Source organism: Bacillus sp. PS217, from assembly GCF_037963535.1.
Taxonomy (GTDB): domain Bacteria; phylum Bacillota; class Bacilli; order Bacillales; family Bacillaceae; genus Bacillus; species Bacillus subtilis.
Genome location: NZ_CP150157.1, coordinates 662,637 through 676,057, shown reverse-complemented (window position 1 = coordinate 676,057; position 13,421 = coordinate 662,637). Strand labels below are relative to the sequence as shown.

13 protein-coding genes, 2 tRNA genes and 2 rRNA genes are annotated in these 13,421 nt (G+C 45.0%); 3 read left to right on the top strand and 14 right to left on the bottom strand.

From position 1 onward, the window contains the following. Positions 1-28: 28 nt before the first annotated feature. Entirely contained in the window at positions 29-313 is a 285-nt protein-coding gene (gene groES, locus NSQ83_RS03620) for a co-chaperone GroES (RefSeq protein ID WP_003155970.1), read from the bottom strand. A 238-nt stretch (positions 314-551) separates the two neighbouring features. On the opposite strand from groES, the gene NSQ83_RS03615 reads away from it, so the two are divergent. Then, positions 552-1,286 carry a type II CAAX endopeptidase family protein gene (locus NSQ83_RS03615; RefSeq protein WP_077671589.1) on the top strand — a complete coding sequence of 245 codons (735 nt, stop codon included), beginning with the start codon at positions 552-554 and terminating at the stop codon, positions 1,284-1,286. Next, on the top strand, positions 1,283-1,474 hold the full coding sequence (locus NSQ83_RS03610; protein ID WP_003225680.1) for a YdiK family protein: 192 nt from the start codon (positions 1,283-1,285) through the stop codon (positions 1,472-1,474). The genes NSQ83_RS03615 and NSQ83_RS03610 overlap by 4 nt, the downstream gene beginning before the upstream one ends. A gap of 231 nt (positions 1,475-1,705) precedes the next feature. Here NSQ83_RS03610 and tatC read toward each other — a convergent pair whose 3' ends face one another. From tatC to moaC, 4 genes are read right to left on the bottom strand one after another with little or no spacing between them, the layout of a single operon-like run. Next, entirely contained in the window at positions 1,706-2,470 is a 765-nt protein-coding gene (gene tatC, locus NSQ83_RS03605) for a twin-arginine translocase subunit TatC (RefSeq protein ID WP_072174264.1), read from the bottom strand. Positions 2,471-2,476: 6 nt separating this feature from the next. Continuing rightward, the gene (gene tatAY / locus NSQ83_RS03600; protein WP_003234072.1) at positions 2,477-2,650 is read right to left on the bottom strand and encodes a sec-independent protein translocase protein TatAY; all 174 of its coding nucleotides are present in this window, start codon (positions 2,648-2,650) and stop codon (positions 2,477-2,479) included. Positions 2,651-2,671: 21 nt separating this feature from the next. Then, positions 2,672-3,319: a redox-sensing transcriptional repressor Rex gene (locus tag NSQ83_RS03595; RefSeq protein WP_003234073.1), complete on the bottom strand. Its 648-nt coding sequence runs from the start codon at positions 3,317-3,319 to the stop codon at positions 2,672-2,674. After that, positions 3,316-3,828: a cyclic pyranopterin monophosphate synthase MoaC gene (gene moaC, locus NSQ83_RS03590; protein ID WP_003243499.1), complete on the bottom strand. Its 513-nt coding sequence runs from the start codon at positions 3,826-3,828 to the stop codon at positions 3,316-3,318. The genes NSQ83_RS03595 and moaC overlap by 4 nt, the downstream gene beginning before the upstream one ends. Positions 3,829-3,953: 125 nt before the next feature. On the opposite strand from moaC, the gene NSQ83_RS03585 reads away from it, so the two are divergent. After that, positions 3,954-5,882: an ABC-F family ATP-binding cassette domain-containing protein gene (locus NSQ83_RS03585; RefSeq protein WP_198878964.1), complete on the top strand. Its 1,929-nt coding sequence runs from the start codon at positions 3,954-3,956 to the stop codon at positions 5,880-5,882. 228 nt (positions 5,883-6,110) lie between these two features. Here NSQ83_RS03585 and tsaD read toward each other — a convergent pair whose 3' ends face one another. The 9 genes from tsaD to NSQ83_RS03540 all read right to left on the bottom strand — a co-directional run bounded on the left by tsaD (position 6,111) and on the right by NSQ83_RS03540 (position 13,253). Next, positions 6,111-7,151: a tRNA (adenosine(37)-N6)-threonylcarbamoyltransferase complex transferase subunit TsaD gene (tsaD, locus tag NSQ83_RS03580; RefSeq protein WP_003234076.1), complete on the bottom strand. Its 1,041-nt coding sequence runs from the start codon at positions 7,149-7,151 to the stop codon at positions 6,111-6,113. Beyond that, the gene (gene rimI, locus NSQ83_RS03575; protein WP_003243019.1) at positions 7,144-7,599 is read right to left on the bottom strand and encodes a ribosomal protein S18-alanine N-acetyltransferase; all 456 of its coding nucleotides are present in this window, start codon (positions 7,597-7,599) and stop codon (positions 7,144-7,146) included. Before rimI ends, tsaD begins: the two co-directional genes overlap by 8 nt. Before the next feature lie 9 nt (positions 7,600-7,608). Then, positions 7,609-8,298, bottom strand: a complete 690-nt coding sequence (tsaB, locus tag NSQ83_RS03570; protein WP_198878965.1) for a tRNA (adenosine(37)-N6)-threonylcarbamoyltransferase complex dimerization subunit type 1 TsaB — start codon at positions 8,296-8,298, stop codon at positions 7,609-7,611. Continuing rightward, positions 8,279-8,755, bottom strand: coding sequence for a tRNA (adenosine(37)-N6)-threonylcarbamoyltransferase complex ATPase subunit type 1 TsaE (tsaE, locus tag NSQ83_RS03565; RefSeq protein WP_021481343.1), 477 nt, complete (start codon positions 8,753-8,755; stop codon positions 8,279-8,281). Before tsaE ends, tsaB begins: the two co-directional genes overlap by 20 nt. A 14-nt stretch (positions 8,756-8,769) precedes the next feature. Next, positions 8,770-9,747 (bottom strand): thiamine-phosphate kinase, encoded by a 978-nt coding sequence (thiL, locus tag NSQ83_RS03560; protein WP_198878966.1) that lies wholly within the window; start codon positions 9,745-9,747, stop codon positions 8,770-8,772. 180 nt (positions 9,748-9,927) lie between these two features. Beyond that, positions 9,928-10,004 (bottom strand) — tRNA-Asp (locus NSQ83_RS03555). 60 nt (positions 10,005-10,064) lie between these two features. After that, positions 10,065-10,141: transfer RNA gene (locus tag NSQ83_RS03550), tRNA-Met, on the bottom strand. 14 nt (positions 10,142-10,155) lie between these two features. Further along, positions 10,156-10,271, bottom strand: a 5S ribosomal RNA gene (gene rrf / locus NSQ83_RS03545). A gap of 54 nt (positions 10,272-10,325) precedes the next feature. Beyond that, positions 10,326-13,253: ribosomal RNA gene (locus tag NSQ83_RS03540) — 23S ribosomal RNA — on the bottom strand. Positions 13,254-13,421 lie beyond the last annotated feature (168 nt).

Sequence of the window (13,421 nt, the reverse complement as noted above, 5' to 3'; positions counted from 1 at the left end):
AATGTTTTAAATATTGTTTATTTAAGAATTAGCCAATAACAGCTAAAATGTCGCTTTCACGTAAGATTAAGTATTCAGTACCTTCGTATTTCACTTCAGTACCTGCGTATTTTGAGAAGATAATGCGGTCGCCCTCTTTTACTTCTAAAGCAACGCGCTCTCCGCTTTCTAACACGCGACCTGAACCAGCTGCCACGATTTTGCCTTCTTGCGGTTTTTCTTTTGCAGAATCCGGCAACACAATTCCGCTGGCAGTTTTTTCTTCAGATTCTACGAGTTCAATGACAACGCGATCACCTAATGGCTTTAACAATGTAATAACCTCCTCAATAGTATGAATATGTAATTTTAGCACTCAGCACTAAAGAGTGCTAACACAATTCTTATAATAAAGAATCTCCCTTCCAATTTCAAGTGATAAGATAAAAAATTTTTCACGCTTACATCATTCTTTTCCGCTCCCTTTTCCGTTAGCTTTTTCACCCCCGTACCGATTATGTTACAATAGCTGTAGATGAACGAAACCCACTTAACAAAGGAGTACATACCATTTGAGAAAACAGTATTGGTTTATTATTTTGACATATATCATCATGCAGTTTTCCGCATTAATCGCGATTCCCTTGTTATTTAAATTCGGTTATGCCGGAGGACAGCCTACAGATGAAAATATGCTGCATGCACAAGGATTATGGTCCGTTATCAGCTTTATCGCCTGTCTCGTTATTGTTCTGCTCATTCTGAGAACCGTTCCGAAAGAAACGCTGCGAAACGGACAGAAGGACTCAATCGGACTTTCTATCCTTTGGGCGATAGCCGGTTTTTTCATTGCCCTTTTCTCTCAAGGAATAGCAGGCTCTATTGAATATTATGTTTTTGGCATCGGAAGAGAATCAGAAAATACACAAGCGATTCTGGATGTCATTCAGGCAGTCCCGCTCATGATTATCGTTTCTTCCATCGTCGGGCCTATATTAGAAGAAATCATCTTCAGAAAAATCATTTTCGGCGCGCTGTACGAAAAAACGAATTTCTTTTTCGCAGGACTGATCAGCTCGGTTATCTTCGGTATTGTTCACGCTGATTTGAAGCATCTTCTTCTATATACAGCAATGGGCTTTACCTTTGCCTTTTTATATGCGAGAACAAAACGGATATGGGTGCCGATTTTCGCCCATTTAATGATGAATACATTCGTCGTCATCATGCAGCTTGAGCCTGTTCGGAATTACCTTGAACAGCAGAGCACACAAATGCAATTGATTATTGGAGGATTATTTTTATGAGAAACCCGGTAGTTTGGGGAATGATCTACTTTGCCGTTGGGTGCATCTTTACTTATCTTGCCGCAAGCTCGCCAGGCAGCATGTGGTCATTTTACTCCATCCTGCTGATGGTGTTCGCCGCTTACAACATCAGCATTTCTTTTAAGATGTTCGCCTTTTCATTTAAAATCAAAAAGAACCAAAAATAAAGAAAATCCATTTCTGAATGAGAAATGGATTCAAATTAAATCCTAAAACGGCTTTCGTTTTAGGATTTTGTCATTTTCAGCGTGATTGAAAACCCTTGAAGTCTAGGAAAGGCGAGCATTGGATCGGAGCGAATGTTTTCATTCGTGAGCACCAACGCACAGACTTGACAACGAATGCGGGGGTTTGTCAACACGCTGAATCCATTTCTCGCATGAGAAATGGATTTTTTATTATTGCCCAGAAGACACGTCCCGATCGGCTGCACTGCTTTTCTGTGCTTTCCGATAAGCGGCCTTCGATATAAGGATACTGATTTCATATAAAATCAAAAGCGGGACTGTGACCATCATATGGGACAGAAGCTCAGGCGGTGTAATCAGGGCTGCGATCACCAGCAGCGTAAAATACGCATACTTTCTGATTTTCGCCAAGAACATCGGTGTCACAATTCCGAGCCTGGTCAAAAACATGAGGATGACCGGCATTTGGAACAGCAGTCCAAACGGAATCGTCAGCTGCAGAAGAAAATGAAAATATTCATTAATTCCGATCACCTGATTGACATTCAAGTCCTGAGAAATTCGCTTCATAAAATCAACAACAAAAGGAAATAAAATATAATATGAAAAAGATAAGCCCGCTAAAAACAGCAAAATAGAGATCGGAATGTAGCTGAGCGTTACTTTGCGCTCTTTCTCATAGAGGCCCGGGCTCACAAAAGCCCAAAGCTGATAAAGAATAACTGGCGAGGTCAAGACTATGCCGATGATAAATGCAAATTGCATAAACACATAAAGCGGGTCTGTCAGGTTAAACGCGTTAAGCGTAAGCTGCTTCGCTTCATCTGTTTCTTGGAGGTACACAATAATCGGCTTTGCTAAAAAAAATCCAGCAATAAAGAAAACGACAAACGCCAGCGCTACAATCAGCAACCGTTTTCGAAGCTCAGCAATATGCTCCAGCAGCGACATTTGATTCACTTTCATTCGTGTCATCCTAACTTACTGGTCTTCTTTCTTTTTTTCCTCTTCATCACTCGTTAATCCTTTAGTAGCGTTTTTGAATTCACGAAGTGTGTCTCCCGCTGCTTTCCCCAATTCAGGCAGCTTTTTGGGACCGAAGATAATCAGAGCAACGATTGCGATAACAGCAAGGCTTCCAGGACCGATCGGCATATTTGGGCTCCTCCTTTCCCTCTATTCGATTTCCTCTAAAACTGAATAATGCTTCAAAAAATAAACCAGTGACTGAAGCTCAACTGCTAAATCTATATGATGAATTCGAATGTGTTCCGGCACATTCAAACGGGCCGGCGTAAAATTAAGGATTCCTTTGATTCCTAATGCGACCAATCTGTCTGTAATGGATTGAGCGGCAACTGCTGGCACTGTAAGAATGGCAACTGATTCATCTTTTACGTGTTGTTCAAGGTCATCAAGGTTATAGACGGGCACGCCGCCTACCTCAGTTCCTATTTTACTCTCATTTATATCAAAAGCCATAGAAATTTTTGTGTTATTATTTTTTGTGAAATTATAGTGAAGAAATGCCGTTCCCAAGTTCCCGACACCAATCAAGATGACGTCTGTCATCTCATCCTGATCAAGCGTTTTTCGGAAAAAAGACAGCAAATAATCCACATTATATCCGTATCCTTTTTTGCCAAGAGCTCCAAAATAGGAAAAATCCCTCCGAATCGTGGCAGAATCAACCTTTACGGCATCACTGAGTTCAGCGGATGATACACGCTGTTTTCCTGACGCATGCAGATTCTTTAAAAAGCGATAGTAAAGCGGCAGCCGTTTCGCCGTCGCCTGCGGAATTTTTGATTGATCCTTATTCATTTTTGGTCCTCCAAATTATACTCGGATAGTTCTCTTTTAAAGTCACCGTTTTTCCCGCCTGTCTTCTCCAGCAAGAAAGTAGGGCCGATGACCATCCCCTTATCAAGAGCCTTGCACATATCGTAAACGGTAAGAGCGCACACCGATGCAGAAGTGAGCGCTTCCATTTCCACACCTGTACTCCCTTTCGTTTTGACCTGTGCTTTTATATGAAGTATAACTTCTGCTTCTTTTATTTTCCAGTCAAACGATATATCTACCCCGCTCAGTGAAAGCGGGTGGCACATCGGAATGATATTCGACGTTTGCTTTGCGGCCATAATGCCTGCCACCTGCGCGACAGCCAGTACATCTCCTTTGCCGATATCGTGACTTTGTATTTTCTCGTACACCTCATTCTTCATGTGTACGCTTGAAACAGCCGCCGCAGTACGGACAGTCGAAGATTTTTCGCTGATATCCACCATCTGGGCTCTGCCCTGTTCATTAAAATGAGAAAATCCATTCATATTAAAACGCTCCTTAAACAGATCATACACTATTTTCTTCTCTATGTCTTATATGGCCAATGTATTGTTTGCTGACTTCTGGTTCATAAGCTACACTTAACTTATTATAGCAGAGGTGAAATAATATGATGATCTTACAAGTTAATCAGCTGTCCAAATCGTTTGGTGCTGATACTATTTTAAACAATATAAAGCTGGAAGTCAGAAATCGTGATCGCATCGCCATTGTAGGAAGAAATGGCGCCGGAAAATCCACGCTCCTTAAAATTATCGCAGGCCAGCTTTCGTATGAAAAGGGCGAAATTATTAAACCGAAAGATATTACAATGGGATATCTCGCCCAGCATACTGGCTTGGATTCTAAGCTTACCATAAAAGAAGAGCTGCTGACTGTTTTTGACCACTTAAAAGCAATGGAAAAGGAAATGCGGGCTATGGAAGAAAAAATGGCGGCAGCTGACCCGGGTGAATTAGAAAGCATCATGAAAACCTACGACCGCCTTCAGCAGGAATTCAAAGATAAAGGCGGCTATCAATATGAAGCGGATGTAAGATCTGTGCTGCATGGTCTCGGCTTCAGCCATTTTGACGATTCTACACAGGTTCAAAGCCTCAGCGGAGGCCAGAAAACAAGACTGGCTTTAGGTAAGCTTCTGTTAACACAGCCTGATTTGCTCATTCTCGATGAGCCGACAAACCATCTGGATATTGATACGCTTACCTGGCTTGAACATTATTTACAAGGCTATTCAGGCGCCATTCTCATCGTTTCGCATGACCGCTACTTTTTGGACAAAGTGGTAAACCAGGTATACGAGGTATCAAGAGCCGAAAGCAAAAAGTATCACGGCAACTACAGCGCTTATCTCGACCAAAAAGCCGCGCAGTATGAAAAGGATCTTAAACTGTATGAAAAGCAGCAGGACGAAATCGCAAAGCTGCAAGACTTCGTAGACCGAAATTTGGCGAGAGCCTCTACCACCAAAAGGGCGCAAAGCCGCAGAAAGCAACTGGAGCGAATGGAAGTCATGTCAAAACCGCTTGGCGATGAAAAATCCGCAAACTTTCATTTTGATATTACAAAACAGAGCGGAAATGAAGTCCTCCGTGTTCAGGATCTCACAATCAGCTATGAAAACCAGCCGCCGCTTTTAACAGAAGTGTCATTCATGCTGACAAGAGGAGAAAGCGCCGCGCTTGTCGGCCCTAACGGAATTGGTAAATCAACATTGCTGAAAACATTGATAGACACCCTAAAACCAGATCAAGGAACGATCTCATACGGCTCAAATGTCAGTGTCGGCTATTATGATCAGGAACAGGCTGAGCTGACTTCCTCTAAACGTGTCCTTGATGAGCTGTGGGACGAGTACCCCGGGCTCCCAGAAAAAGAAATCAGAACGTGTCTCGGAAATTTCTTATTCTCCGGAGATGATGTGCTGAAACCAGTTCATTCACTGAGCGGAGGCGAAAAAGCAAGATTGGCTCTAGCTAAGCTGATGCTTCAAAAAGCCAACTTTCTCATCCTTGATGAACCGACGAACCATCTGGATTTAGACAGCAAAGAAGTTCTCGAAAACGCGCTGATTGATTATCCAGGCACACTGTTATTTGTCTCACATGACAGATATTTTATTAACAGAATCGCCACAAGAGTATTGGAGCTTTCTTCAAGCCATATAGAGGAGTATCTGGGAGATTACGATTATTATACTGAGAAAAAAACAGAGCAGTTTGAATTGGAGAAAATGAATCAGCAAGAAGAAACTGAAAAAACGCCAGCTACTGTGAAGTCTGACTCCAAACGTTCCTACGAGGAAGAAAAAGAATGGAAAAAGAAAGAGCGCCAACGACTCCGTCGGATTGAAGAAATTGAAACCACTGTTCAAACCATTGAAGAGAACATCAGCCGCAATGATGAATTGCTATGTGCCCCTGAAGTCTATCAGGATCATGAAAAAGTACAAGCTATCCATGCAGACAATGAGAAGCTTAATCAGGAGCTGGAATCTCTTTTGTCCGAATGGGAAGAACTATCCACAGAAGAAGATTAAAAAAGTCAAGCACCTCTTTTTAGAGGTGCTTTTTATCCACAGAACATCCCCTAAAAATAAACAAAGTAAGCGCTTTATACACATTATCCACAAAATATTCTGAATTTATTCACTTTATTAACAGTGACCTCAGCCCTTTATCCATCAATATCTCTATAATTACTCACAGATATGTGGATAAATTGTGAATTGTCTGTTAATAACAAACATATAAAAAGTCTCACGCTATTATCTCGTGAGACTTTGATAAGAAGTCAATTCAAGGCCGGGCTGGCCATTCATATCATATGCACCGCGAATTCCTTTCTCAAAAGCAATTGTACCAGCAGCAGCAATCATCGCAGCATTATCCGTGCATAAAGCTAATGGAGGAATGACAAGCGTAATCCCTTCATGCTGGGCAAATTCCTTTTCTAATGCAGCTCTGAGGCCTCTGTTTGCAGCTACTCCTCCGGCTAAAAGGACCTGTTTGACATCATATTCCTTTGCCGCGCGCGCCGTTTTGGTTACCAAGACATCGATCACACTATTTTGGAAGCTGGCAGACAAATCTTCCGGAGCAATCTCTTGCCCTTTTTGGGATGCATTATGAAGCGTATTGATCACCGCAGACTTCAACCCGCTAAAGCTGAAGTTGTAAGAGCCTTCTTCAAGCCATGCGCGAGGAAGCGGAATATTGTCATTCCCTTTTTCAGCTAGCTTGTCAATTTGCGGTCCACCCGGATATGGCAATCCCATCGTCCGCGCCACTTTGTCGTAGGCTTCTCCTGCCGCATCATCAAGGGTTTCCCCAATGACTTCAAATGATCCATGTTCCTTCATATAAACCAGTTCTGTATGGCCTCCTGAAACGACCAATGCCAGTGCCGGGAACACGATGTCTTCTACAAGACGGTTCGCGTATATATGACCGGCTATATGATGAACGCCTACTAACGGAATGTTATGTGCAAAGCTCAATGCTTTAGCGGCATTCACTCCGATAAGAAGCGCTCCCACCAGTCCCGGACCTTCTGTTACTGCAATCGCATCAATATCACTATACGTCATGCCAGCTTTGCGAAACGCCTCTTCTATAACCAAAGTGATTTGTTCAACATGATGTCTTGAAGCAATTTCCGGAACAACGCCTCCGAAGCGCTTATGGCTTTCAATTTGAGAGGCTACTACGTTTGAAATGATCTCTTTCCCGTTTTTCACAATAGCTGCAGCAGTCTCATCACAGCTTGTTTCAATTCCTAATACGTACATGTCTTTTTGCTCACTCATTTATCGTCACCCACATAATTAACGCATCTTCCCCGTTATCAGTATAATAGTTCTTTCTTATTCCGCCGGGCTGCATCCCGAATTTCTTATATAAGCCTTGAGCAGGATGATTCGAAACCCTCACTTCAAGCGAAAGCCGCCTTGCGTCTTTTTCTTTGCACAGTTCAACAGCTGAGCGAAAAAGCGTTTCTCCTAAAGACTGGCCGCGATACTCTGGTTTTATCGCTATATTTGTAATTTGGGCATCGTCCATCACAATCCAAATCCCGCAATACCCAGCAAGATGGCCGTCCTTTTCAATCACGAGATAATGAGCATACGGATTTTCCAGCAGCTCATGATAAAACGAATCCTTCGTCCAAGGAGACGTAAAGGAGGATGCTTCGATTTCGTATACGTGATCTATATCTTCAAGCCGCATATTTCTGACCGCTGCTTTTGTTTTCATCCTATCACCCTACTTTTGACTTTCAATCCATTTCGCTTCAGCTTCTGCCAGCCGCAAGTAATCCGGGACAAGCCCATGAACATCAGCTGCTTCCTTTTCCTTCCCGAGAAAAGCCAATTCTGAAGGACGCGGGTTATGCTGGGCGGCAGTTCCAATGAATCCTTTTGTTCCAAGAATATCCTCGATCATCTGCTTGTGAATAGAAGTGTCGTGACCTAAAAACAAAACAGGACGGTCCTTTTCTTTTAGCATCTCCAGCCAATCTGCCAGCATCACATTTTGATCTGGAACAACTTGCTCTAAAAGTCCATTTTTATATTGATACAGACCTGTGTACACCTGTCCCCGTCTAGCATCAAAGATTGGGCTGATCAGACCGTCAAAATGCCGGCCATTTGCCGCAAGCGTCTCAAGACTTGATACAGCACTTATTGGAATGTCTAAAGACCAGGCAAGTGTTTTGGCCAACGTCACACCTATTCTTACTCCTGTGTATGAACCTGGGCCTTTTGCAACGACAATTTTAGAAAGGTCCTGCGGTGCCATATCACAATCATTCAGCAATGAATGAACAGCAGGCATCGCTCTTACAGAGTGGTTCTTTTTCAAATATGTAATGTATTCTGCTATAACAGTGTCTTCTCGAAGCAGCGCAATGCCCAATGTATAATTTGATGTATCAATTGCTAATATTGTCATGTCTACTTAACTCCTCACAAAGCATTTCATACCGATTCCCGACAGCAGTAAAGGTAATTTCCCGCTCATCATCACCAGCTCTTTTGATGACAATTTGCAGTCGCTCCTGTGGCAGCTGTTCTTCAATTAAATGAGCCCATTCAACGAGACAGACACCTTGTCCGTGAAAATATTCATCAAGTCCCAAATCTTCACTTTCATCTTCCATTCTATACACATCCATATGATAAAGAGGAAGTAAGCCATCGTTATATTCTTTTATAATTGTAAAAGTCGGACTGTTTACAACACGTGTAATTCCCAGCCCTTCTGCAAAACCTTTCGTAAAAGTCGTTTTTCCTGCACCTAAATCGCCCTCTAATGTCAGGACGTCTCCCGGTTTAGCAAACGATGCCGTCAGCTTGGCAATTGCTTTTGTTTCTTCTGGATTTACAGTTCTCCATTTTAATTGCTTCACACAAGTCACCCGTCTTATTTAAAATGATTATATCCCTTTTTCTCTAAGATCATTGATGTTTGATCTGTTTTTAGGATCACTTTAGATTTTGTTTTTTCCCTGACATGGCCAATCTTTGTAATGGGAAGTTGACGTGCTGCGCACTGCTGCTTCAACACTTCCCACTCCTCTTTTGAAACCGTCCCTGTCAGCTCAAAATCCTCACCGCCAAACAAAGCCCATTCTTTCCAGTTAGGATGAAGCTTAGGTAAATCAGAATGAATTGGAAGCATGCTTTCATCAATTTCAATTGAAACACAGCTGGCTTCTGCAATCTCGTTCAGTTCACTAGCCAATCCGTCACTAACATCATTTAAAGCTGCCCGTTTAAAACTCGAGCATAATCTGCCGACGCTTACTCTTGGCTCAGGCCGTTTATGCCTATGGATAAAGTAATCCGTTTCCACAGATGAGTTTTGAGGATTAGTCTCTTCCAGCAATAAAGAAAGCCCTGCTGCAGAAGAACCGATTTCACCGGTTACAAACACAATATCATCCGGTTTTGCCAAGCTGCGCAAACAGGCCTGTCCCTTTTCAATTTCACCGATTACAGTGACTGTAACGACTAATTTGTCAGCGGTAGAAACTGTATCGCCGCCAATCAGATCCATCTGATATAGTTTCGCCAGTTCATTCATTCCTTCATACATCGACTTGATTTCGGATGCCGTCCATTTTGAAGGTACCGCAAGTGATACCAAATAAAATTTCGGAATGCCTCCCATCGCGGCAATATCACTTATATTAACGGCTAACGCCTTATACCCGATATCTTCAGGTGAGGAATAGTGTAATTTGAAGTGCACGTCTTCTACCATAGTATCAACACAAACAATTTCCTGAACGCCGTGTTTCGCAGTGTAGAGCGCTGCATCATCACCTATTCCTACATCAACGGAAGAATGGTGAATGGTCCGCGGAGTAATGCTATGTATCAAATCAAATTCATCCATGAACCAAAATCTCCTTTCAACCCTGCTTATGCCTATATGTGCTCTTCCTAGTTTATCGAATTTTGCTGGAATATCCAAGATGTTCCCGATATAAAGAAAGCTTGGCTATGACACCAAGCAGAAGATACAGTAAAAGAAAACACAAAAAAAACGAAAACATGATCGTTTCGTTTACATTAATGGCGGTCCGGACGGGACTCGAACCCGCGACCTCCTGCGTGACAGGCAGGCATTCTAACCAACTGAACTACCGGACCATATTTGTATAAGATTATTTTGGTTGTACCCTTAGGGCACTCCTTATTTAATCATATATTTGGTTGCGGGGGCAGGATTTGAACCTGCGACCTTCGGGTTATGAGCCCGACGAGCTACCGAACTGCTCCACCCCGCGATGATAAAAGTAATGCTTGGCGGCGTCCTACTCTCACAGGGGGAAACCCCCGACTACCATCGGCGCTGAAGAGCTTAACTTCCGTGTTCGGTATGGGAACGGGTGTGACCTCTTCGCTATCGCCACCAAACAAATTGAGAGTGTTCTCTCAAAACTAGATAACAGGTGTGACATCATTCAAAATGTGGTTAAGTCCTCGATCGATTAGTATCTGTCAGCTCCATGTGTCGCCACACTTCCACCTCAGACCTATCAACCTGATCATCTTTCAGGGATCTTACTTCCTTGCGGAATGGGAAATCTCATCTTGAGGGGGGCTTCATGCTTAGATGCTTTCAGCACTTATCCCGTCCGCACATAGCTACCCAGCGATGCCCTTGGCAGAACAACTGGTACACCAGCGGTGCGTCCATCCCGGTCCTCTCGTACTAAGGACAGCTCCTCTCAAATTTCCTGCGCCCGCGACGGATAGGGACCGAACTGTCTCACGACGTTCTGAACCCAGCTCGCGTACCGCTTTAATGGGCGAACAGCCCAACCCTTGGGACCGACTACAGCCCCAGGATGCGATGAGCCGACATCGAGGTGCCAAACCTCCCCGTCGATGTGGACTCTTGGGGGAGATAAGCCTGTTATCCCCGGGGTAGCTTTTATCCGTTGAGCGATGGCCCTTCCATGCGGAACCACCGGATCACTAAGCCCGACTTTCGTCCCTGCTCGACTTGTAGGTCTCGCAGTCAAGCTCCCTTGTGCCTTTACACTCTGCGAATGATTTCCAACCATTCTGAGGGAACCTTTGGGCGCCTCCGTTACCTTTTAGGAGGCGACCGCCCCAGTCAAACTGCCCACCTGACACTGTCTCCCCGCCCGATAAGGGCGGCGGGTTAGAAGGTCAATACAGCCAGGGTAGTATCCCACCGATGCCTCCACCGAAGCTGGCGCTCCGGTTTCCAAGGCTCCTACCTATCCTGTACAAGCTGTACCAACATTCAATATCAGGCTGCAGTAAAGCTCCACGGGGTCTTTCCGTCCTGTCGCGGGTAACCTGCATCTTCACAGGTACTATAATTTCACCGAGTCTCTCGTTGAGACAGTGCCCAGATCGTTGCGCCTTTCGTGCGGGTCGGAACTTACCCGACAAGGAATTTCGCTACCTTAGGACCGTTATAGTTACGGCCGCCGTTTACTGGGGCTTCAATTCGCACCTTCGCTTACGCTAAGCGCTCCTCTTAACCTTCCAGCACCGGGCAGGCGTCAGCCCCTATACTTCGCCTTACGGCTTCGCAGAGACCTGTGTTTTTGCTAAACAGTCGCCTGGGCCTATTCACTGCGGCTCTCTCGGGCTTGCACCCTAACAGAGCACCCCTTCTCCCGAAGTTACGGGGTCATTTTGCCGAGTTCCTTAACGAGAGTTCTCTCGATCACCTTAGGATTCTCTCCTCGCCTACCTGTGTCGGTTTGCGGTACGGGCACCTCTCACCTCGCTAGAGGCTTTTCTTGGCAGTGTGGAATCAGGAACTTCGCTACTATATTTCGCTCGCCATCACAGCTCAGCCTTATGGGAAACGGATTTGCCTATTTCCCAGCCTAACTGCTTGGACGCGGATATCCAATACCGCGCTTACCCTATCCTCCTGCGTCCCCCCATTGCTCAAATGGTGAGGAGGTGGTACAGGAATATCAACCTGTTGTCCATCGCCTACGCCTTTCGGCCTCGGCTTAGGTCCCGACTAACCCTGAGCGGACGAGCCTTCCTCAGGAAACCTTAGGCATTCGGTGGAGGGGATTCTCACCCCTCTTTCGCTACTCATACCGGCATTCTCACTTCTAAGCGCTCCACCAGTCCTTCCGGTCTGGCTTCACAGCCCTTAGAACGCTCTCCTACCACTGTTCGAAGAACAGTCCGCAGCTTCGGTGATACGTTTAGCCCCGGTACATTTTCGGCGCAGAGTCACTCGACCAGTGAGCTATTACGCACTCTTTAAATGGTGGCTGCTTCTAAGCCAACATCCTGGTTGTCTAAGCAACTCCACATCCTTTTCCACTTAACGTATACTTTGGGACCTTAGCTGGCGGTCTGGGCTGTTTCCCTTTCGACTACGGATCTTATCACTCGCAGTCTGACTCCCAAGGATAAGTCATTGGCATTCGGAGTTTGACTGAATTCGGTAACCCGGTAGGGGCCCCTAGTCCAATCAGTGCTCTACCTCCAAGACTCTTACCTTGAGGCTAGCCCTAAAGCTATTTCGGAGAGAACCAGCTATCTCCAGGTTCGATTGGCATTTCACCCCTACCCACACCTCATCCCCGCACTTTTCAACGTGCGTGGGTTCGGGCCTCCATTCAGTGTTACCTGAACTTCACCCTGGACATGGGTAGATCACCTGGTTTCGGGTCTACGACCACGTACTCATGCGCCCTATTCAGACTCGCTTTCGCTGCGGCTCCGCATCTTCTGCTTAACCTTGCACGGGATCGTAACTCGCCGGTTCATTCTACAAAAGGCACGCCATCACCCGTTAACGGGCTCTGACTACTTGTAGGCACACGGTTTCAGGATCTCTTTCACTCCCCTTCCGGGGTGCTTTTCACCTTTCCCTCACGGTACTGGTTCACTATCGGTCACTAGGGAGTATTTAGCCTTGGGAGATGGTCCTCCCGGATTCCGACGGAATTTCACGTGTTCCGCCGTACTCAGGATCCACTCAGGAGAGAACGAAGTTTTGACTACAGGGCTGTTACCTCCTATGGCGGGCCTTTCCAGACCTCTTCATCTACCTCGTTCTTTTGTAACTCCGTACAGAGTGTCCTACAACCCCAAGAGGCAAGCCTCTTGGTTTGGGCTGATCCCGTTTCGCTCGCCGCTACTCAGGGAATCGCATTTGCTTTCTCTTCCTCCGGGTACTTAGATGTTTCAGTTCCCCGGGTCTGCCTTCTCATATCCTATGAATTCAGATATGGATACCACTCCATTACGAGTGGTGGGTTTCCCCATTCGGAAATCTCCGGATCAAAGCTTGCTTACAGCTCCCCGAAGCATATCGGTGTTCGTCCCGTCCTTCATCGGCTCCTAGTGCCAAGGCATCCACCGTGCGCCCTTTCTAACTTAACCGTTAAAAAGAATCACTATGTGATATCTTGTGTTACTAATTGAATGTGATGTCTACTGTTATCTAGTTTTCAAAGAACACGTTTCGAAGGAATGATCCTTCAAAACTAAACAAGACAGGGAACGTTCTGTTTATAAGACCCAAGGTCTTATATTCCGTATAATATCCTT

What these genes read in the sequence shown, in the direction of transcription:
- NSQ83_RS03610 (WP_003225680.1), top strand. Translation starts at nt 1,283, where the DNA reads ATGAGAAACCCGGTAGTTTGGGGAATGATCTACTTTGCCGTTGGGTGC.
- tatC (WP_072174264.1), bottom strand. Translation starts at nt 2,470, where the DNA reads ATGACACGAATGAAAGTGAATCAAATGTCGCTGCTGGAGCATATTGCT.
- tatAY (WP_003234072.1), bottom strand. Translation starts at nt 2,650, where the DNA reads ATGCCGATCGGTCCTGGAAGCCTTGCTGTTATCGCAATCGTTGCTCTG.
- NSQ83_RS03595 (WP_003234073.1), bottom strand. Translation starts at nt 3,319, where the DNA reads ATGAATAAGGATCAATCAAAAATTCCGCAGGCGACGGCGAAACGGCTG.
- moaC (WP_003243499.1), bottom strand. Translation starts at nt 3,828, where the DNA reads ATGAATGGATTTTCTCATTTTAATGAACAGGGCAGAGCCCAGATGGTG.
- NSQ83_RS03585 (WP_198878964.1), top strand. Translation starts at nt 3,954, where the DNA reads ATGATGATCTTACAAGTTAATCAGCTGTCCAAATCGTTTGGTGCTGAT.
- tsaD (WP_003234076.1), bottom strand. Translation starts at nt 7,151, where the DNA reads ATGAGTGAGCAAAAAGACATGTACGTATTAGGAATTGAAACAAGCTGT.
- rimI (WP_003243019.1), bottom strand. Translation starts at nt 7,599, where the DNA reads ATGAAAACAAAAGCAGCGGTCAGAAATATGCGGCTTGAAGATATAGAT.
- tsaB (WP_198878965.1), bottom strand. Translation starts at nt 8,298, where the DNA reads ATGACAATATTAGCAATTGATACATCAAATTATACATTGGGCATTGCG.
- thiL (WP_198878966.1), bottom strand. Translation starts at nt 9,747, where the DNA reads ATGGATGAATTTGATTTGATACATAGCATTACTCCGCGGACCATTCAC.